Here is a 19,427-nt window from a genome sequence, read left to right on the forward strand (position 1 = left end):
TCAGCCTCTCACGACCTTTCCGACGATCACTTCAGCGGCCTTATCCAGCCTGGCCCGGGAGCGTTCCTTCAGGGCCTGGCAGTCGGTCTCATACTCGGCCAGGATCTGGCGGGTCTTCTCCCCACCGAGGGTCTCAGCCTGGGCCAGTAAGGCCCTGGCCTGATCCTGAGCGGCCTTTTTGGCCTGCTCCAGAGCGGTCTCGCCGTCCCTGCGGGCCTGCTCCACCAGAGCCTTGGCCTCCGTCTGGGCCTGCGCCAGCCGCTCCTTGGCCTGCTGCTCGCTGTCGGCCACCTGCTTGATTGCGTCCATAGACATCGTCTCACCGCCTTTTTGCGTGAAAAATGGTGGATCACATTGGGAATGTTTGCATCATCTATCATACCCGAATGGGGAGTTTAATTCAAGTTCAATTTGCATTTTTACATATTTCTTCATGGACATTTTTGTAGAAAAAGCACAAAACGCCGGTTTCCAAACGGATTGGAAACCAGCGTTTGTCATGGGAAGACGTTTTATCTCACGCCCCGGGCTGGAGGATGCTTCCGCCGCCCAAAGGCAGAAAGGAGATGGCAGGGGATTCGTTTTCATAGGCCGCCGTGGTAAATACCGGCGCGGGCATATCCTCGCCCAGCTGCTCCTGGGACTGGGCATAGGCCCGGGCAGCGGCGGCGTCCTGGGGGCCGGGGAGATAGACCCGGTCGGCATAGAGGCCCACCAGCTCCAGGCTCTGTCCGCTCTCGTCCCCCTCCCCGGCGAACAGACCGGCGGAGACGGAGACGGCCAGCTTCACGTCGGGGTAGTCCTCCAGGGCCTGACGCACTTCCTGGCAGAACTCCTCCACTGCGGAGGAGAGGTCTGCGGGATCATACCGCTCTCCCACCACCAGATTGCCCAGATCGCCGTCCAGGGCAGTGGGGAAGCCGGCATAGTCCAGCAAAATTTCGTCAAAGCCAAGCTCCGCCAGCTCCCGGCAGACCCCGGAGACATAGTCCCTGGCGGCGGGCACCCCCACGCTGAGCCAGCGTACGACCTCCTTGTCCCGCCAGTTGCCGATGGGGGAGCGGAGGGCCAGGGTGTTGTTCATTTTGGGGGTCAGGTTGTCCCGGAAGCAGGCCACCCGGGCCACGGTGTAGAGCCCCTCGGTGCCGTTGAGCGTCCGGATGGCCTCGTTCAGGCCGGGCGTGGCGGCGGAGGCCCCGGCGGAGATGGCCTGGGGCAGGTCGGAGACATAGCCCAGAGTGCCCTCGTCATCCTTCATATCGAAGAGGAGGGCGTTGCCTCCGGCCGCCTCCATCTGCGCCTGGGCGGTGCCGTCGGTGAGGGCGCCGCGGGGCAGAGCCACCGGATAGAAAAGAGGCTGCGCGGTGGGCTCCGGCGTGGGTTCCGGGGTGACGATGACCACATCCTGGCTCTGGACAGGGTGGGGGGTAGGCTCAGCCTCCGCCCGCTGAAGGAAGGAGGGCAGGTCAATGTGGGCCTTGCCGTCGTCGCCGTAGTAGACCCGGTCTTGAAGCAGGAAGAAGGCGGCCACGGCCAGGACGAGCACGATGAGCAGGATGACGATGAGGGCCATCAGGACGGTGCGGGTCTTGGAGCGGCCCCGGTACGAGTCATAGCCGTATGTGGATCTCAAACGCCTCAGCTCCTTTTTTCGGAAGTTTCGCGGGATAAGAAATATCACAGCCGAAAACGGCTGTGATATCGTAGGATTTATAACTATAATAGCCGTTCGGGGCCATTATATCACAAAATATTAAATTTGGAAGAGAAAATTTGCTTTTTTCACATTTCTTTCACTTTTTGCTCTTTTTTCCAGCGGCTTCCTCTTCTCCGGCGGTAAGGGCCTTGTCCAGAAGCTGGAGGCCCTCAGCAACGGTTTTCCGCTCCCCGTCGGTGAGCTGGGCGGCGAGCAGCTGGTCGAAGTACTCGTTGACGCCGGCCTCTGCCCGGTCTTGCAGGCGCCGGTATTTCTCCGTGGCCTCCACATAGATCACCCGTCGATCCAGCTCCGAGCGCTTACGCTTGGCCAGCCCCAGCCTCTCCAGCCGGTCGACGACCCCGGAGATGGTGGAATTGGCGCTGCCGGTGAGCTCCGCCAGCTTGCTGATGGGCATGGGGCCCTGATCGTTGAGGGTGCTAAGCGCCAGGGCCTGGGGAAAGGTCAGCTCCAGCTTTCCCAGGTGGGTTCTGAACTGCTGGGAGAGATGTTGACTCACCCGGAGGTAATACATTAAGATACGATCCATCATAAAACCTTCCTTTTCGCCTGATTCCGGCCTTGAAGGAAGCATATCTCAAAAAAGCCTCTTCCGTCAAGCGGGATAAGAAAGGTTTCACAAAATGTTTCCAAACTGGTCACAATTATCCCGCCGCGGGGGTGAGCATCCGCTGCAGGGTGACGGCCAAGGTCGCCCGGTTGGCGGTGAGCTGGGGGTGGAACCACCCCTCGTCCCCCTGGAGGATGCCCGCGCCCACCGTGTGGCGCACCGCATCGGCGGCCCAGTCAGAGATCTGGTCGGCGTCGGTAAAAAGCCCCAGCGCCCCGGAGGCGATGGACTGCCCGGACAGGGCGGCGTAGCGGTAGAGGAACACGGCCAGCTGTTCCCTGGTGATGTAGTCCTCGCCGCCGAAGGAGCCGTCCTCATAGCCCCCGGCCAGGCCGGTGGCCTTGGCCCAGGCGGCGGCGGTGACGTACCAGGTGTCCTCCACATCGGGGAAGGACTCTTCGGTGTTGGCTTCCGGCGCGCCGAACAGCCGCCACAGCACCGTTACTACCGTGGCCCTCGTCACCGGCTCGTAGGGGCCGAACTCATTGCCGGAGACGCCGGTCATGGCGCCCAGCTCGGTCATTTCCAAAGCGGCCTCGGCAAACCACTCCTCGCCCGTGACGTCCACATATGGGTTCTCAAGAGCCAGAGCGGAAGAGGAGAGGAGATACGCCCCGCATAAAAGGGCGGCAAAAATGCGTTTGAGCTTCATAGCGATCACCTTCTAACGGGAGATATCAATAGGGTACCACGAAATGGGGAAATTGAAAAGTGCTGATGTCAAAATTTGACACAGGAAAAATTTCTCAGGCGCCCAGCAGCTCGGTCAGGCGCTCTTCCTCCCACCGCAGCAGCTTGCCCTCCATGGGCTCCAGCCGTAGCCGCTGGCCGTCGGGCAGCTCCACCGCGGCGGGGCGCTCCCCGGCGTTCACGGCGGCCACGATCCGCTCTGCCCCCAGCCTTCGGAGGAAGGACACCGTTCTGCCCCGGCACTCCAGCCATTCCAGCTCCCCCCGGCGCAGAGGCGCCAGCTCCCCCCGGGCCTTGCCCAGGGCGGTGAACCAGGCGATCATAGCCTTGTCCTCCCGGCCCCAGGGATAGGTGCGGCGGTTGAAGGGATCCTCAAAGCCCTCCATCCCCGCCTCATCTCCGTAATAGAGGGTGGGAGAGCCGGGGAAGGCGTAGAGGAGCAGAGAGCCCAGCCTCAGCCGCCGGGCGGCCAGGGCGCGCTGCTCCGGGGTCAGTCGGCTGCCTGCCCGCCAGTCCCGGGAGGTGTCGTCCTTCCGGTCGCTTCCCTCTCCCAGCAGGGTGAGAATGCGCAGCGTGTCGTGGGTGCCCAGGGAGTTCATGGCGGAGTAGAAGGCCCAGCGGGGATAATTTTGCCGCTGCCGCTCCATATCGGTCTGGAACCAGGCCCCGTCGCCCCCCAGCAGAAAGCGGATAAGGGCGCTTCGCAGGGGATAGTTCATCACTCCGTCGCAGTGGCCGCCCAGAACGTGATGGCGGCGCACATCATAGGCGATCTTGTTGGAGGCGTCCTCCCACACCTCGCCGATGATGACCGCATCGTCCTTCTCCGCCCGGGCGGCGGTGTGGATGGCGTGTACCACGCTGTCGGGCAGCTCATCCGCCACGTCCAGCCGCCAGCCGTCGGCCCCCGCCCGGAGCCAGGAGCGGATGATGCCGTTTTCCCCTGTGATGTAGGAAAGCCAGCTCTCGCTGCTTTTGTTGGTGGTGGGCAGAGAGTAGATGCCCCACCAGGAGATGTACCGGTCGGGCCAGTGCTGAAAGCAGAACCAGTCCCGGTAGGGAGAACTCTCGCTCTGGCAGGCGCCGGGGCCGGGATAAAAGCCGTCGCCGTTGAAATATCTGGAGACGAAGGCGGTGTGGTTGAACACACCGTCCAGCATTACCCGCATCCCCAGCTCGTGGGCCTTTTGGCACAAGCGGGTAAAATCCTCCCCCGTGCCCAGCATGGGGTCGATCTTTTCATAGTCCGCCGCCCCGTAGCGGTGGTTTTCCGGGGCTTCAAAGATGGGGCAGAAGTAGAGGGTCTCCACACCCAGGGCCTTCAGGTAGGGCAGCTTTTCCGTCACGCCGGGCAGGCTCCCGCCGAAGAAGTCCCGGTTGCGGATCTCCCCCTTTTTGTCGGGCCGGTATTCCGGCTCCTCCTCCCAGCCCTGATGTACCGTTCGCCCGCCCACCATGCCGGCGGGGTCGGGGACGGTGAGGCGGCAGAACCGGTCGGGGAAGATCTGATAGCTGACGCCCTCCCCGAACCAGCCGGGGACGGATTCCCTTCCGTCATAGACCGTGAGCTGGTAAAGCGGCGTATCCACCCCGCTGCCGTCCCACCGCTCCAGGCGGAGGGAATACCAGATGAGACCCACATAGTCCCCCAGCTCCAGATCGGCGGAAAAGAGGTCGTATTCCCCGTCCAGCCCTGTCCAGGGCAGAGACAGCTGGGTGGAGCGGTCTGCGTCGAACTCCCACCGGGCGGTGAGCGTGGCCCGGACAAAAGACCCGGCGCGTTTGGGCCGCAGGGTAAAGCGCACCGAAGTGCCCGAGGGGACGGCCCCATAGGGGGCCTTGTATTTCACGTCGCCGGGGTCGAACCAGTACTGTGTATCGTCAATCTGCAAGGCGTATCACTCTTTCTGCCCAGGCTCGCTCAACGGGCCATGGTATTTTCCACCACCGGGGCGTCCATCACGTCCCGGGAGGAGAAATAGTTGTCCAGGATCTCGGCGGCAATGGCGGCCACCGCGGTACCCGAGCCGCCGTGCTCCACCACGATGGAGATGGCGATCTCCGGGTCGTCGTAAGGGGCGAAGGCCACCAGAATGGCGTGGGCCTCGCTGTTGCGGGAGACCTGGGCGGTTCCCGTCTTGGCGCCCACCTTTACCGGAAGGTCGTTGAAGTACCAGGCCACAGAGCCCTCGCTGGCCACCATGCCCATCCCCTGCTTGATGGCGGCCAGGTTATCCTCATCCAGGCCGATCTCGTCCAAGACCACCGGCTGGTATTCCTCCACTACCTGGGAGAAGTCATTGGATTTTACGGTCTTCTTCAGATGGGTGGGGTAGTGGTGCCCGCCATTGACCAGGGTGGAGACATAGTTGGCCAGCTGGATGGGGGTCACCTTGGTGTTGCCCTGGCCGATGGCGGCGTACATGGTGTCCCCCTCATACCAGGGCTGCTCATGGCGCTGGCTGGTCTCCGGGCCGGCCACCTCGCCCGCCTCCTCATAGAGCTCCAGCCCCGTGGTCTTTCCCAAGCCGAAAAGGGAGGCGTACTGGTCGATCTTGTCAATGCCCAGCCGCAGGCCGGTCTCGTAGAAAAACACGTTGCAGGAGTCCCGGATGGCCTCGGATACATTGACCCAGCCGTGGGTGCCGCCGTATTGCCGGTAGTACCAGCACATGGGCTGATCCTCGATGCGCTCGTAGTGCTTGTAACGGCCCGTGTCCTGGATCTTCTCTGTGCGGGTGATAGCGCCCTCCTCCAGCGCGCCTGCCGCCACCGCCATCTTAAAGGTGGAGCCGGGGGCGTAGAGGCCCTGAAGAGCCCGGTTGAGCATGGGCGTCAGGGGATCCTCCGCCAGGTCGTTGTAGTTTTTGCGGTAGGTGGCCGGATCAAAGGAGGGATAGGAGGCGCAGGCCAGCACCCCGCCGGTCATGTCGGTGATGACGCAGGCCGCCCCCTCGGTCTCGTCGGTCATGCCAGGGACGTAGCGCTCCAGGGCCTCCTCCACCATCTCCTGAAGGCGGATATCCACCGTCAGCATCAGGTTGTCCCCCGGCTGGGGGGTCTGGACTTCCCCGGTCTCGCTGTTGACGTGCCAGCTTTCCCCCACCACCTTGCCGTTCTGGTTGAGCTCCACATCCTTCACGCCGGGGGTGCCCCGGAGGATGTCTTCAAAGGCCTGCTCCGCACCGTCGATGCCCACGGTGTCGTTCATGGAGTAGCCCTTTTCCCGGTAGTAGTCCCAGTTCTCCGCGGTGATGGCTCCCACCTGGCCCAGCAGATGGGCGGCGGAGGCGGTGGCGTATTCCCGGACGGTGACGGTGTCGATCTTCACCCCCGCCAGGCCCCGCTCCTTCACCGCGGTGATGAAGGCGATGTCCACATCCTCGGTGAAAACGTACCCGGTGCGTACCACGTCCTTGGAGCGGAGGGTCAACTCGTAGAGCACTCCCACCAGGGCCCGGCCCTGGGTCTCATCCAGCGACGCATCCACTTCAAAATATGTCCGCAGGGCCGCCACGGTCTCCTCCGCCGAGGAATCGGCGGTGACGCTGCGCAGCCGCAGGGTCTTGGCCAGCTGGAAAAGCCGGGTGTCCGAGATGTTGACCTGCCCCTCCTCGTCCTCCCAGTGGATCTGGAAGGGCTCGTCAGCGGTGAAACGGAAGGGGGGCTTGGCGGTAATGGGCAGGGTGTCGCTCCAGCTCTGCCCCTGCTCGGCGCAGACCTCCAAAAGAGAGAGGAGGGTGGCGTTGCGCTTTTGGGTGTCTCCCATCAGGTTGGCGTCCAGCGTCACCTGATAGCTGGCCCGGTTGGTCACCAGAGGCCGGCCGTAACGGTCTAAGATCTCTCCCCGGGCGGCTTGTACCGTCTCGGTGTTGGCAATCTTCCGGGTGGATTGCTCCCGGTAGTAGGCCCCCTGCACCACCTGCAGATCGTAAAGGGCCCAAACAAAGACGGCCAAAATGGCGCCCAGGATCATCAATACCACCCGGGAGCGGCGCAGGAACTGTTTTCCCTCCATAACGTTCTCCCTCATAGTACGGTGGCCTTGGGCACCCGGCGGAATACCCAGCGAAACAGCAGATAAATGAAGGGCACGAAGCACAGGCTCCACAAAATTTCCTTCCCCGCGACCAAAGCCATGGCCTCCAGAGGTGCGGCGCCATTCAGAAGCCGTGTGCCGATGCGCATGACGTCGATGGCGGCCAGAGCCAGGGCGGAACAGATCAGGCAGCCCACCAGATCCTGCCGCAGGACGTACTGGGCCAGCAGGCCCGTCCCCAGCCCCAGCAGGGCCATGAGAAAGGTCATGGCGCCGGGAAGGCCCTCTAAGGTGACGGCGTCATACAAAACACCCACCGCCAGCCCAAAGCCGGCCCCGGCGGTGGCGCCCTCCAGGGTGGCCACCGCCACGGCGCACAGGGGCAAAAGCATGGGGATCACGCCCCAAAAGGGCAGCCCGGAGAGGAGAAAGGCGTTGATGAACCACACCGGCAGCAGGGCCAGGGCGTACGCCAGCCATTTGATGGTAAAGTCCTTGGTGGTCATGTCCCGGCCTCCTTTCTGTGCGCGGCGCGCCTTAGTCCACCACGTCGAAATCCTTGATGATGAATACCTGCTCCAAGCTCTCCAGCTGGGTGGCGGGAACGAGTACGGCGTAATCGCTCATGCCGCTTGCGTCGGTGCGAACCTCCTCCACATAGCCCACCAGCAGCCGGGAGGGGTAGCTGGCCTTGTCCCCGGAGATAAGGCCGGAGGTGAGGACGGCGTCCCCCGCCAGGAGCTGTACCCCCTCGGGGAGATAGGTCAGCTTCAGCTTCCCGTCGCCCATGAGGGAGAAGTCCCCCTCCAAAATGGCGGCCCCGTCGGTGCGGGAGATGAGCCCGCCCATCTCCAGATCCACGTCCACCACAGTGATGAGGGTGGACCAGTTGAGCCCCACCTGGTCGATGACCCCCACCAGGTTGCCGTACTCATCGATCACGCAGTCCCCCGCGGCCACCTCCTGGGCGGAGCCCTTGTTCACCGTGAGGGTGGACGACCAGTTGGAGATCCCCCGGGCGGTGACGGTGGCGGACTCGAGCTGGAAGCTGCGCCGCTTTTCTTTCAGCCCCAGCAGGTTGCGCAGCCGGTCGTTCTCCCGGCTGGCGGCCTCGCCCTCCCGGGCCTGCTCCCGCAGCTGGGCGTTTTCCTGCTTCAGGGCCTCCAGCTCCTCGGCGATGGCCTGGCGCTCAAAGGCGTCGGAGTACACGCCCTCCGTCCAGGTGACAAAGGCGTGGATGCCGTTGCGGAAGGGGGTGGCCACCACCCCGGCCAGGTTGGCGAAGGGGTTGGCAATGCCGCCGAAGGTGAAGGAGACCACCGCCGTGATGAGTCCCAGCAGCAGGGCGATGACCAGGATCAGTATTCCGTTTTGCTTGAGAAAGTCTTTCACAGGCAATTTATCTCCAAACGATATTTTTCAGTCGGCGCGTCATTTTTCTGTTCCGGTGAGACAGTTTACCCCAAATTCCCTCAGGTGCAGCCCCAGGGCGCAGATGGGCAGGCCCATCACGTTGAAGTAATCGCCCCGGATGCCCTCTACCAGCAGGGAGCCAAGGCCCTGGATGCCGTAGGCGCCGGCCTTGTCCATAGGCTCTCCGGTGCGGACGTAGGCGGAGATCTCCGCCTCGGTAAGGGCGCGGAAGGTCACCTCGGTGCGCTCGCTGCGGGTGACGGCCCCTTCGCCCCGGCGGACGGTGAAGCCGGTAAAGACCGTGTGGGTCTGTCCCGACAGCGCCCGGAGCATCCGGCAGGCGTCGGCCGGGTCGGCGGGCTTGCCCAGCACCTGGTCGTTCCACGCCACCACCGTGTCGGCGGCGATGATGAGGGGCTCCGGGCCCTCTAAGGCGGCGCAGGCCGCGGCTTTCTCCCGGGAAATGGCCTCCACCAGCTGGCCCGGGGCCAGGGAGCGCTCCATGTGCTCGTCAATGTCCACGGCGTGGACGCGGTAGGTAAGGCCCATCTGCTTCAAAAGCTCCTGCCGCCGGGGAGACTGGGAGGCCAAAACGATGTCCATGGTTCAGCCCCTTCCCGTGGAGCCGAAGCCGCCGGTTCCGCGCTGCGTGTCATCCAGGTCGTCCACCACGGTGATGCCGGCCTGAACGATGGGCATGAGTACCAGCTGGGCGATGCGCTCTCCCGGCTGTATCACGTAGTCCTCCCCGCTGTGATTGGAAAGGCCCACAATGACCTCTCCCCGGTAGTCGCTGTCAATGACCCCTACGCAGTTGGCGGGGGCGACGCCGAATTTGGTGGCCAGGCCCGAGCGGGCGAAAATGAGGCCCACATAGCCCTCCGGGATGGCCACGGCCAGGCCGGTGGGCACCTTCACCCGGCAGGCGGCCACTCTGCCCACGGGCTTGGGCAGGACGGTCTGGCCGGGGAGGGTGAGGGGCGCGTCGATGCAGGCCCGCAGATCCATCCCGGCGGAGCCGGCGGTGGCGTAGGAGGGATATTCGATCTCCTTCCCAAGCTTGGGAGAGAGGGCTTTTATCTTTAGCTCCATGTCATTCCACTCCTCGATAGTAGAGTCCCCGGGTGAACTCCGCCGGAGCCCACTGGCTCCGGCCCAGGTACCGTTCCAGGGCCTGGACGCACTCCCAGGGGTTTTCCGTGGTGAAGCTCAGCCGGGCGTAGGTCAGGCCGCACTGCTGCCACTCCGGCTTGTCCGCCAGGAAAAGCTTGCGGCTGTTCAGGATCTCGCTGCGGCAGCCCGGAGCCTTCACCACCGGGAACCGCTCTCCCTTTCGGTCAGTGAGGATATTTTCCCCCTCACAGGCGCACCGGCCGGCGCGGTTTTTGATGATGCAGTTCTCTGTGATCATCAGGGGCAGACGTCCGTAGACCAGAACCTCCACCGGGATGGCCTTGGACATGTCCCGGATCTGGGCCAGCTTCAGCTCGAAGCTGGCGGTGGCGGACTGGAGCCCCAGCCGCTTGAGCTCCTTTAGGGCCTGGGCGTTGAAAACGGGCAGGCCGTAGTCCCCACGAAGGGTGTATCCCAGTTTTCTCGCCGGGGCCAAAAGGCCGTAGGTGCCCACCAGCGCCTCGGTGCACCCCAGCTCCCGGCACTTTTTCAGCTGCGCGGTCACCTGGTCAAGCTCTCTGTCCCAGAGGATGCGGGGGAGAATGACCCCCACTGCCGTGTCCCGGCCAAGGCCCGTCAGACATTCCGGATGATCGGCCAGCTCCTGGGCGGGGATATAGACGATGGCGGGGCTCAGCCGCAGCAGTTCCGGGCTCACCTGGGCGGCTTTGCGCACGGAGACGGTGAGGGCGGGGCTCTGGCTGGGATTTTCGTACCGTGCGCCGGGGTGGAACTGGCCCACCCGCCGCTGGGGCAGGGTCTGCCGCTGGAGGGACAGCTCCTCCAGCACCTGCCGCCGCAGGGCATTGAGGGCGGACAGGGGGACGCTGAGTCCCTCCTCCACCAGGGCCTTTGTCCCCAGGCAGCGGTAGGGGGTGCCCCCGGTGCGGGAGAGCTGTTTTTCCACCTGCTCTACGGTGATGGGGTGGGTAATGGCGGCCTCGGGCACGGCCCCGGCGGCGGTGACCACCCGGTCGTCCTCGTCCTCCACCGCCACCTGCAGCGGCTCCCCCTTCCGAACCATGGCGTAAAAGCGCACGTCCACCAGTGGGGCTTCCTGGCCCAGATAGGTCTGCCGGGCCTGGGCGAAAAGCTCCTTGGGCTCCGGAGCCTTCTCCGGCCGCACGCCGAACATCTCCGGGCCCGTTTTGTCGTCAAAATAGCCCTGGGTAAAGCCCTGGCGGGAGAAGGCGGCCTCCAGATCCTGAAGCTCCTGCTCCGTGGGCAGACGGTCTTCTTTGAGAACGGTGGCGTAGATGCGGGTGATGACCGCCACATACTCCGCCCGCTTCATCCGCCCCTCCAGCTTCAGGCAGGCCACTCCCATCTTCCGGAGCTGGCGCAGCTTGTCGATGAGACAGGCATCTTTCAGGGACAGGGGATAGCCGTCCGGCCTGCCGCCCCAGCCGTATTTCATCCGGCAGGGCTGGGCGCACAGGCCCCGGTTACCGCTGCGCTGTCCCACCACGGCGGAGAAGAAGCACTGGCCGGAGTAGCACATGCACAGGGCCCCATGCCCGAAAACCTCGATCTCGATGGGGGAGTGGGTGCAGATATACTCGATCTCCTTTTCCGGCAGCTCCCGGGACAACACCGCCCGTTTCAGCCCCAGATCGGCGCACAGCTTCACCCCGTCCAGAGAGTGGACGGTCATTTGGGTGGAGGCGTGGAGGGGCAGGTCGGGAGCGGCCTGCCGTAGAACCCGCAGCACGCCCAAGTCCTGAATGAGGGCGGCGTCCGCCCCCAGCTGAGAGGCCCTGGCCGCCAATTGGGCGGCCAGGGGCAGCTCCCGGTCAGTGAGGAGGGTATTCAGTGTCAGATAGACCTTGACGCCCCGCAGATGGCAATAGGAGACCGCCGAGGCGAAGTCCGCCTCGGTAAAATTTTTGGCGTTGCGGCGGGCGTTGAAGTCGCCAAAGCCCAGATAGACCGCGTCCGCCCCATTTTGTACGGCGGCCTCCAGAGCCTCTCTGGAGCCGGCGGGGGCCAAAAGCTCCAGCATCTTACTTCTTGGCCTGGTTCTGGAGCTTGAAGATCTCCTGCTTGGCCTTGGAAAGCTCCAGCTTCAGGGCGGCGGCCTCCTCCAGATAGCCCTTGATCTGGCCCCGGAGCGCCTCAGCGGCCTCCTGGCCCTTGAAGTATTCGTCGGCCATGTTCAGGGCGGCCAGGATGGCGGCGTCGGAGGAGGAGACCCTGGCTCCGTCCAATACCTCCCGCACCTTGGCGTCCACGTGGGCGGCCACCTTCTCCATGTAGGCGGCGTCCTCGGCGGCTACCAGGGTATATTCCTGCCCGGCAATGGTAACGGTGAGTTTGTTTTGCATGCTCAGCCCCTCCTTTATGTGTTTGCATGGTTAAAAACATTATAGCACAAGATGCTCTGCTTGAAAAATAAAAAATATGTGAAAGCCTGATTTTTTGCGCGGTTTTTGAAAAAAGAGAAAAAAAGAGCCCGCCGTTTGAAACGGCGGGTTCTTTCTCAGCAGATCAGGTGGATTCCTTGATGATGATGGAGGCGTTGAAGGTGGCCCCCTCGTAGCTGCCCCGGAGCTCCACGGTGTCGCCCACGGAAAAGCTGTTGTTCAGGCTCAGGCTGCTGCCGTCGGCCCCCAGCAGGGTGGCGCCCCGGAGAATATTCACCTGGACGGTGGAGGCGGTGCCGTTGGGATTGGTCACCAGAAGGCTCATGGTGCGGCTGTTGGCGTTGACGGTGTAGACTGTGCCGGTGAGCTTGCTGGCGGAGGAGGCGTCAGTGGTGATGTTCACGGACACCACCTCGTCCCCATTGGTCACCAGGGCCACGGTCTGATTGGGCTTGAGGTTGTAAACGTTGGAGGCGGCGCTGCCCTGGGTCACGGACACGCCCTCAGAGACGGTGTAGCTGGCCACGGTGCCGTCGGTGAGACGCAGCTCCATGGTCACGCCGCCGCTCTCCAGGGTCACCTTGGTGATGGTGCCGGTGAGGTTGGCGTTCTGGGGAGTGGCGTCGATGCGCTCGATCTCGTTGTAGCGGATGGTGACGATCACGCTGTCGCCGGTGCGCAGCCGGTCGATGGAGCTGGTCTTGTTCTCCCGGTTAATGGTGGGCAGCTTGGTGATGTCCAGGTCGTAGCGGACGATGCTGTCATCGGCCAGAGTCACCTCCAGCACGGTGGTGGCGCCATAGGAGATGGAGCTCAAAGTGCCCTCTATGGTGATGGAGCCGGGATAGCCGTCCAGTTGGGCGATCATGTTGTTGGAGATGAGGGCGGTGACGTACCAGCCGCTCTCCAGCTGGGAGACGGTCTTGGGCTGGCCCTCATAGGTGATGGCGATGCTCTGGCTGACCAGATAGGTGTACTCCCGGTTGGTGAACTGATCCTGAATGGTCACATTGCGCACGGTGCCGGTGGTACCCAGCTTTTTGATGGGGCCCTGGATGTAACGGCTGACAGTGTCTACCGCAATGGAGGCGGCCTCGCTGTTGTCGTTGTTCACCCGCACCTGGATGTACTTGCCCACCTGGGAGGCGCTGAGGCTTCCCAGCACGCCGTTGACAGTGACGGCGATGCCGGTGGGTACGGTATAACGGTACACCGTGCCGTTGAAGGCGGTGACGCCCAAAACGGTGTTGCCGCCCACGGTGGTGACGCTCTCGATGAGACCTTCGGTCAATTGGGTGCCGCCGGAGAAGATGACCCCCGCCAGGTGACCCATCTCATCCACGTAGCAGATGGCGGAGGAGTAGCCCGCGTCCTCGTCGATGATCTCCCGGCCGCCGGTGGTCTTGCCCACCATGACCTCGGTAAAGCGGTCGATCTTCAGGTTTTTGCTCTGTCCGCCCGCCAGCAGGGAGAGCTGACCGTCGGCCAGGCTGGAGATGGAGCCGGCCCAGGTGGTGAGGCCGCCGCTGAGCCGGGCCTCCCGAATGGAGCCGTTGGCGTTCAGGTTCAGGCGCACGTACTGGCCCGTCTTCAGGGCGCTGGAGCTGGTGAGCATATTGTCGTCAAAGATCTTGGCGGAGGAGGGCAGGGAGAAGGAGCGGGTGCCGGAGATGTCGCTGGACAGGGTGAGGATCACACTGCCGTCGGCCCCGTTGGTGACGGCGGCGATGGTACCCGCAGTCCAGTCGTAGTCGGTGTACTCGCTCAGCTCTACCTCAATGCCGGCGGAGGACATGAAGTCCAGAGTGCGGCACAGCATAGTGGTCATCTCCGCCCGGGTCACGGCCCCCTGGGGGTTGAAGTCGCCCAGCTCATTGCCCTGGACGACGCCGAAGTTGTTGAGCACGTAAACGTAAGGCTGCAGGGCGGAGGAGATGCTGGCCTTGTCCTGGAAGGAGAGGGTGTAGGTGGAAAGGCTCTTTGCCAGGGGCTCCAGCTGCATGGCCCGCACCAGGTACATACACAGGTTTTCCCGGGTGATGGTCTGCTCCAGATAGGCGCGGCCCTTGGGGTTGGCCTCGGTGACCGTCTTGGGGTCGGTCTGGGCCAGGGCCTCCAGCTCGGAGATGGAAAGCACGCCGGTCTCGATGGCCACGGCCATCTCCTTGCCCGCCCAGGAGTACATCCCGTTGGGCAGGATGGATTCCATCTCCTCGGCCCGGGCGGCGGCGATCTTCTCCTGGGTGGTGCTGTCCAGGCCGGTGGCCCGGGCGCAGAACAGCAGGGTCTCGGCGGCGGTCATCTTGCCGTCAGGCTTGAAGGTGCCGTCGTCGTAGCCCTTGGCGTAGCCCTGGTTGGCCATCTTGGTGATATATTCCTTGGCCCAATGGGTCTCTACGTCGCTGAAGGTGGCGGCATGGGCGGGCACAGTCAGGGAGAGAGTCAGTGCCAGTGTCAGCACCAGCGAACCGAGCCGTTTCAGTTTCATATTTGTCTCCTCCAGTTCTTCAAGATATAGAAGGGTAAAACTCTGTAAACCACATTATACGCTATATCTGGCGGAAAAGCAATCATTTCCCACCGGCGGATTTATTTCCCAGAACGCCTACAGGGCGGCCTTCCGTTTCAGCCGGATATCCTCGCCGTAGAACCGCAGCACCCGGTACTCTCCCTCCAGCCGGGAGGCGGTCTGGCCGTTGTACCGCGCCCGCATTCCGTCCATGGTCAGATTGGAGGAGATGACGGTGGCCGCGCCCCGCACCAGGCGGGTGTTCACCAGGGTGTAGAGGACGCTCTGGACAAAGGGGGAGGTGAACTCGCTGCCCAGGTCGTCCAGGATGAGCAGGTCGCAGCCCAGGTATTTTTTGGTCTCCCCTCTGGCCTCTTCCCCCTCATAGACGTTTTTGGAAAATTTTTGTTCCTCAAACTGGGAAAAAAGATGGGTGGCGGTGTCATAGACCACGGAGAAGCCGTTTTCCGCCACCGTCCGGGCCATGCAGGCGGACAGGAAGGTCTTGCCCAGCCCGGGGTCGCCGGTGAGAAACAGGTTTTTGAAGTAGAACTTGCCGAACTTCTGGGCGTAGTTGAGGCAGACCTCGTAGATAAATTCCATGTTCTCCTTGGGAGACAGGCTCTCCCCCGGCCAGGGCAGGGGGGAGTACCAGTCCAGGGAGAAGTGGTCGAAGGTCTGCTCCCCCAGGTCTAAAAGATTGCTCAGCTCCTTCACCTGCTCCTCGGCGCAGAGAACTTTCAGGCAGTCACACATCTGGGTGCCCTGCCAGCCTGTGTCATTGCACTTGGGGCAGACGCTCTGCCCCTCCAGGGCGTCGGGGGGATAGCCCAGCTCCTGCAAAAGCTGGGCCTGCCGGGTCTGGAGCTCCATGTTCCTGTCCCGGATGACGCCCAGGGCGGGGCCGGGATCGGAACCGGACTTGAGACAGGAGGCGATCACATCCAGAATGGCGCCCCGGAGCTGCCGGTCGATGTCCCCCAGCTCAGGACACTGGGAGAAGAGGGTTCGGCGCAGGGTCTCATCGGCCTTCTCCCGCTCTTTGCGCCGCTGCTTCAGGCGCGCGTTGGCCCGATGGAGGACTTGTCCGTCATATCCCATTTACTTTCCCTCCTTCATCAGCCGCCGCATCCGTTCCATATCCGCCCGGGCCCGCCGGTCGGCTTCTCCCACCTTGGTGGGCTGGGGGGCAGTGGCTCCCGCGCCGGGGTGGGAGCGGCGCACCGGGCCCTTCCCCTCGGCGGCCTGGATGGCGGCCACGGTGCGAAGTCCCTTCTGGTGCCAGTCGGTCAGGATCTTGTTCATGTAGGGAAGGCTCCGCTTCCCCGTCTGTAAAACGGTATTTTCATAGGCCAGGCGGATGACCTCGTCGGAAAGATCCATGTTTACCCACAGGGCGATGAAGTCCTTCTCCTTGGTCACCGGCGGCCGATCCCGTACATCCATCAGGGCCAGGATCTGGGTGGAGCGCTCCCGCAGGCTGGTCAGCTGCTTCAGATGGGCGTCGGCGGCCTCGGTGGTGTCCACCCCCCGCTCCTTCCAGAGCATGGCCTCCCGCTGGATCTGGGGCATCCGGGGCATCCGCCCGGGGCCGTACTTGCGCTGACATTCCTCCACGCACCAGCTCACCACCAGCAAAATGACCTCGGGGGGCAGGCCGGAAAAATCGTAGATGGTGTAGAGGCTCTTCAGATCCGCGGTGGACAGGGGCTTGCCCAGCCGCCGCTGTACCTCCCCCACCAGGGCGGGGAAGGGGGAGCGGCCGTCCTCCAGCTCCCGGTTGATGTCCTCGGCAGAATACTCCGGGGGCTCCGGCTGGGGGGAGACCTCCGCCGGAGGCTCCGGCAGCCTGATAAGGCCCAGCTTGGCCAGCAGGCCGGCCGCGGCGTCGCACCGCCCCGGCTCCCATTTCAGAGCCCGGGCCGCCTGGGCGCTCCGGTATTCTCCCGCCGTTTTCAAAAGATAGAGATAGAGCAGGGCGGCATCCCCGCTGCCGGCGGAGATGAGCCGATCCGCCGAAGCGGCGGTAAGGGACAGGATGTGTCCCGGCAAATAACTCTCATTGGCCACGAAAACGCCTCCCTTCCGCAAAATGGGTCATCGCCTCTATTTTACACGAAAGCCCTCACAAGGTAAATAAAAACTTTCTTATATTTCTGTATCAACAATACGTATATACCGGCGCAGAGAATACTCTCCGTCATGAGCCTCTCCGGGGAAGGAGGCGGACATGCGCCCCGCCCGTGTGACACGGGTGAGCCCCGCCCGGGCCAGCAGGGCGGTGAGGGCCTCCCGCTTTTCCGGGGCGCAGACCAGCCCCGCCGTCTGCAGGCGGCCTTTCTGCCGGCGGAGGGTGGGGAGCAGCTCCCCGCTGGGCAGGCATTTGACCAGCACGTTCCCCTCCATGGGGGACAGCTCCAGTTCCCGGTCAGGGCGGAGGATCACCGAGCAGCCCTTGCCCTGAAAGAGCCCTTCCCCCTCTGCCCGCCCCTCCACAATGCGCTCCAGAAGGGCGGTGTGGCCGCTGAGGGTGGCCTGGGCGCCTGTGCCGGGACGTTTGGCGGCGGCAGCGTTCAGATAGGGCAGAAATTCCCGGCAGAAGGCCGCCCCCTCCTCCCGGCTGTCCGTGTCCAAAAAGATGACCTGGCAGGATGAGCACAGCCGCTGGCCCGTCTCCACGATGTGCCCGGCCAGCTCGGAGAGCTCGGCCTGTTTGTCCTCGTAACCGGAGACGTAGGCGAAGCTGAGCCGGTGGCCCCACTCGATGAGCCTGCACCCCGCCGGAGCCAGGGCACGCAGGGCTGTGACGGCCCTGTCCCCGCCCCAGGTGACGACGCCGTCCGCCAGGGCCGCCAGGGCCTTCAAGTCCGCCTCCTCCCGGGAGGACAGGTCAAAGGCGTAGAGATAGGGGGCGATCCGGGGCTCCTGCTCCGCCAAGAGGGAGAAGGCGGCCAGGCTCAGTCCCTTGTCGCCGTGGGGCAGCTTCACCAGGTTCACATTTCCCGTCAAAAGGCCCTCCAGCGCGCTGTAGACCGGAAGGCCCGGCATGTTGCCGGGGGTCACATGGAGAAGAACGCCCAGGGGATAGACCCGGGCAGTGGTTTTTTGGAAATCCCTGGTATCGAAGGGGTCGTTTCCCAGCTCGGTACGGAGCTTTTCCTCCAGGGCCTCCCGCCGGAGCAGGGGCAGCAGCTCATCCAAGGTCACACCGGCGGGGAGAAATTGGGCCAGGAGCTGGTCAAATTCCCCGTTTGAGAGCCGCTTGCCCAGAGCGTCCACAGCGGCAATGACGGCTTCCGCCTCCAGCGGTGGGCCCATGCGGGTGCGGCCGATCTCCTCCTCCAGGCGGGGGATGATGTTCTTTCGCTCTGAATCGGGCAGCAGTGTTCCGTTGGCGAAGATCAAAAGGCTTCCCCCTTTCCGAGAAGTTCCGAGGCTCCGGCGGCGCAGGTCTGGATGTCGGACATGCCCACCCGGCCCAAAATGGTGAGGTAGGGGCTTTTCTTCCCGCAGGGGCAGTCCTCCCCGGGGGTGAGATAGCCCAGGTCATCGGTCATGACGCTGAGGGTGGGGGTGGCGGTCATGAGGGGGGAGATGAGGTTCACAAGGCCCACCTGCCCCATGGGCAGCGGCTCCAGGGTGTCCGGATCCCGGATGATGACCCGGCCGTAGATGGGGATGTGGAAGTGATGGTGTTCACAGGTGTTGCAGAAAACGGGGTGCTCCACCGCGCCGAACAGCTCGTTGACATTCCCCTCAGGAACGCCCAGCACCTTTTCCACCAGGGCGTAGAGGGTCTTTTTGTCCACCTCCTGGGCGGCGTGCTGCTTCCAGCCCCCCGCCAGGATAATGCGGGAGCCGCGGGGGAGGCGCACTTGCAGCCCCAGCTCCTCCATCCGCCGCAGGCCGAACCACAGGTAGGAGGGAAAGCCGATGACCCGGGTGGGGAAGGGGGAGGATTCCAGCCTTTTCAGGGCCTTTGCCACCGCGTCCAGGTCGGGGACATAGGAGCCGTCCACCATGTTCAGGGCGTAGGTGCGGGAAAGGGGCGGGGAGAAGTGGGTCAGGCCGAACATGGTGCGGGTGACCCCGGTGTGGTTGCTCCTGTGGGGCTTATAGCCCAGAATGACGCAGTGGGCGGGCTTTGGGGAGACCAGGTGGTGGACAAAGCCCAGGCGCACCACCATGGGGGCCTCGGCCAAGATGCAGCCCCAGTCAAAGCCGATCCGGCTGTACTTGCCGCTGGTGCCCGAGGAGGTGACCTTCATGGCCATGCGCCACTGAGGCATGGAGAAGAGGGCCTTCCGCTTGAAGAAGAGGGTGGGAATGACGGGGATCTTCGCGATGTCCTCTATGGTTTGAAGCTGGTCGGGGGTAAAGCCCAGGTGGCGGCAGATGGCGGCGTAGCCGGGGCAGTGCTTGATGTGGTAGACGGCGTTGTCCCGGCAGGCCCGGACAAAGGCACTGTCGGAGCGGAGCAGGTCGTAGGGCCGGCCCCGCCAAAAAAGCCGCTGTCGTGACAGCATAGTCTCGCCTCCTTTTAAAAGGATTATATCACAAAAACGGCAAAAATGCACCTGGTCGGAGCGCATCCTTCGGCCGGGGCCCTTGTCCGCTACAGTCCTGTTTATGGGACTGTGATCTTGTTAGAATGGTCTCATCAGAAAGGAGTGGGGCCAAAATGACAGAGCGATTTGAATTTCGGTATGTGGGCGGCCACGTGGAGGTCTACGACGGCGGTGGACAGTTTTGCTTCTCCGCCGACACCATGGGCGAGGCCCAAAGCGAGCTTCTGGAGATGACTCCGGCGGCCTGAAAAAGACGCTGGCAGTGGCGGCACAAGAGACGACAAAGGTTTTGAGGAGCTACTTGCCCGGGAGCTGACCGAGCTTCCCCCCGACGACGAGATAGTG

The 19,427-nt window shown here is 63.5% G+C and carries 18 protein-coding genes; 1 reads left to right on the forward strand and 17 read right to left on the reverse strand.

All coding sequences use genetic code 11. The annotated features are described in order from the left end of the window. The 17 genes from NFR87_RS07640 to NFR87_RS07720 form a co-directional block, all read right to left on the reverse strand. Positions 1–315, reverse strand: coding sequence for a hypothetical protein (locus NFR87_RS07640; protein WP_251448626.1), 315 nt, complete (start codon positions 313–315; stop codon positions 1–3). 202 nt (positions 316–517) lie between these two features. Further along, positions 518–1,633 (reverse strand): putative glycoside hydrolase, encoded by a 1,116-nt coding sequence (locus NFR87_RS07645; protein WP_251448628.1) that lies wholly within the window; start codon positions 1,631–1,633, stop codon positions 518–520. 160 nt (positions 1,634–1,793) lie between these two features. Continuing rightward, complete coding sequence (locus NFR87_RS07650; RefSeq protein ID WP_251448630.1) at positions 1,794–2,246, reverse strand: MarR family winged helix-turn-helix transcriptional regulator; 453 nt, start codon at positions 2,244–2,246, stop codon at positions 1,794–1,796. Between the two features lie 115 nt (positions 2,247–2,361). Further along, positions 2,362–2,979, reverse strand: a complete 618-nt coding sequence (locus NFR87_RS07655; RefSeq protein WP_251448632.1) for an S-layer homology domain-containing protein — start codon at positions 2,977–2,979, stop codon at positions 2,362–2,364. Between the two features lie 94 nt (positions 2,980–3,073). Then, positions 3,074–4,909, reverse strand: a complete 1,836-nt coding sequence (locus tag NFR87_RS07660) for a glycoside hydrolase family 13 protein (protein ID WP_251448634.1) — start codon at positions 4,907–4,909, stop codon at positions 3,074–3,076. Between the two features lie 29 nt (positions 4,910–4,938). After that, positions 4,939–7,035 carry a penicillin-binding transpeptidase domain-containing protein gene (locus tag NFR87_RS07665; protein ID WP_251448637.1) on the reverse strand — a complete coding sequence of 699 codons (2,097 nt, stop codon included), beginning with the start codon at positions 7,033–7,035 and terminating at the stop codon, positions 4,939–4,941. An 11-nt stretch (positions 7,036–7,046) separates the two neighbouring features. Further along, a complete protein-coding gene (locus NFR87_RS07670) occupies positions 7,047–7,562 on the reverse strand; it encodes a rod shape-determining protein MreD (protein ID WP_251448638.1) in 516 nt (171 codons plus the stop codon). A 31-nt stretch (positions 7,563–7,593) separates the two neighbouring features. Further along, positions 7,594–8,448 (reverse strand): rod shape-determining protein MreC, encoded by an 855-nt coding sequence (gene mreC / locus NFR87_RS07675; RefSeq protein WP_251448640.1) that lies wholly within the window; start codon positions 8,446–8,448, stop codon positions 7,594–7,596. A 39-nt stretch (positions 8,449–8,487) separates the two neighbouring features. Continuing rightward, positions 8,488–9,072 (reverse strand): Maf family protein, encoded by a 585-nt coding sequence (locus NFR87_RS07680; RefSeq protein ID WP_251448642.1) that lies wholly within the window; start codon positions 9,070–9,072, stop codon positions 8,488–8,490. A 3-nt stretch (positions 9,073–9,075) separates the two neighbouring features. Further along, positions 9,076–9,561, reverse strand: coding sequence for a dUTP diphosphatase (gene dut, locus NFR87_RS07685; RefSeq protein WP_251448643.1), 486 nt, complete (start codon positions 9,559–9,561; stop codon positions 9,076–9,078). Between the two features lies 1 nt (position 9,562). Next, positions 9,563–11,644 (reverse strand): U32 family peptidase, encoded by a 2,082-nt coding sequence (locus NFR87_RS07690; RefSeq protein WP_251448645.1) that lies wholly within the window; start codon positions 11,642–11,644, stop codon positions 9,563–9,565. 1 nt (position 11,645) lies between these two features. Beyond that, complete coding sequence (locus tag NFR87_RS07695) at positions 11,646–11,966, reverse strand: cell division protein ZapA (protein WP_251448647.1); 321 nt, start codon at positions 11,964–11,966, stop codon at positions 11,646–11,648. Positions 11,967–12,129: 163 nt separating this feature from the next. Continuing rightward, positions 12,130–14,493, reverse strand: a complete 2,364-nt coding sequence (locus tag NFR87_RS07700) for an S-layer homology domain-containing protein (RefSeq protein ID WP_251448649.1) — start codon at positions 14,491–14,493, stop codon at positions 12,130–12,132. Between the two features lie 117 nt (positions 14,494–14,610). Next, on the reverse strand, positions 14,611–15,615 hold the full coding sequence (locus NFR87_RS07705) for an ATP-binding protein (protein WP_251448651.1): 1,005 nt from the start codon (positions 15,613–15,615) through the stop codon (positions 14,611–14,613). Then, positions 15,616–16,584: a DnaD domain protein gene (locus tag NFR87_RS07710; protein ID WP_251448653.1), complete on the reverse strand. Its 969-nt coding sequence runs from the start codon at positions 16,582–16,584 to the stop codon at positions 15,616–15,618. It abuts the gene before it with no gap. Positions 16,585–16,662: 78 nt separating this feature from the next. Then, a complete protein-coding gene (locus tag NFR87_RS07715) occupies positions 16,663–17,919 on the reverse strand; it encodes an acyl-CoA reductase (RefSeq protein ID WP_251448655.1) in 1,257 nt (418 codons plus the stop codon). Continuing rightward, the gene (locus NFR87_RS07720; protein WP_251448656.1) at positions 17,916–19,040 is read right to left on the reverse strand and encodes a LuxE/PaaK family acyltransferase; all 1,125 of its coding nucleotides are present in this window, start codon (positions 19,038–19,040) and stop codon (positions 17,916–17,918) included. The genes NFR87_RS07715 and NFR87_RS07720 overlap by 4 nt, the downstream gene beginning before the upstream one ends. Before the next feature lie 155 nt (positions 19,041–19,195). Between NFR87_RS07720 and NFR87_RS10460 the strand changes: the two genes are divergently transcribed. Then, on the forward strand, positions 19,196–19,330 hold the full coding sequence (locus tag NFR87_RS10460; RefSeq protein ID WP_277613135.1) for a hypothetical protein: 135 nt from the start codon (positions 19,196–19,198) through the stop codon (positions 19,328–19,330). The last annotated feature ends 97 nt before the right edge of the window (positions 19,331–19,427 follow it).

The organism is Vermiculatibacterium agrestimuris, assembly GCF_943193085.1.
GTDB lineage: Bacteria > Bacillota > Clostridia > Oscillospirales > Oscillospiraceae > Vermiculatibacterium > Vermiculatibacterium agrestimuris.

Coding starts and splice junctions, on each gene's coding strand:
- NFR87_RS07640 (WP_251448626.1), bottom strand. CDS start 315: ATGTCTATGGACGCAATCAAGCAGGTGGCCGACAGCGAGCAGCAGGCC.
- NFR87_RS07695 (WP_251448647.1), bottom strand. CDS start 11,966: ATGCAAAACAAACTCACCGTTACCATTGCCGGGCAGGAATATACCCTG.
- NFR87_RS07650 (WP_251448630.1), bottom strand. CDS start 2,246: ATGGATCGTATCTTAATGTATTACCTCCGGGTGAGTCAACATCTCTCC.
- dut (WP_251448643.1), bottom strand. CDS start 9,561: ATGGAGCTAAAGATAAAAGCCCTCTCTCCCAAGCTTGGGAAGGAGATC.
- NFR87_RS07680 (WP_251448642.1), bottom strand. CDS start 9,072: ATGGACATCGTTTTGGCCTCCCAGTCTCCCCGGCGGCAGGAGCTTTTG.
- NFR87_RS07705 (WP_251448651.1), bottom strand. CDS start 15,615: ATGGGATATGACGGACAAGTCCTCCATCGGGCCAACGCGCGCCTGAAG.
- NFR87_RS07655 (WP_251448632.1), bottom strand. CDS start 2,979: ATGAAGCTCAAACGCATTTTTGCCGCCCTTTTATGCGGGGCGTATCTC.
- NFR87_RS07690 (WP_251448645.1), bottom strand. CDS start 11,644: ATGCTGGAGCTTTTGGCCCCCGCCGGCTCCAGAGAGGCTCTGGAGGCC.
- NFR87_RS10460 (WP_277613135.1), top strand. CDS start 19,196: ATGACAGAGCGATTTGAATTTCGGTATGTGGGCGGCCACGTGGAGGTC.
- NFR87_RS07670 (WP_251448638.1), bottom strand. CDS start 7,562: ATGACCACCAAGGACTTTACCATCAAATGGCTGGCGTACGCCCTGGCC.
- NFR87_RS07700 (WP_251448649.1), bottom strand. CDS start 14,493: ATGAAACTGAAACGGCTCGGTTCGCTGGTGCTGACACTGGCACTGACT.
- NFR87_RS07665 (WP_251448637.1), bottom strand. CDS start 7,035: ATGGAGGGAAAACAGTTCCTGCGCCGCTCCCGGGTGGTATTGATGATC.
- NFR87_RS07720 (WP_251448656.1), bottom strand. CDS start 19,040: ATGCTGTCACGACAGCGGCTTTTTTGGCGGGGCCGGCCCTACGACCTG.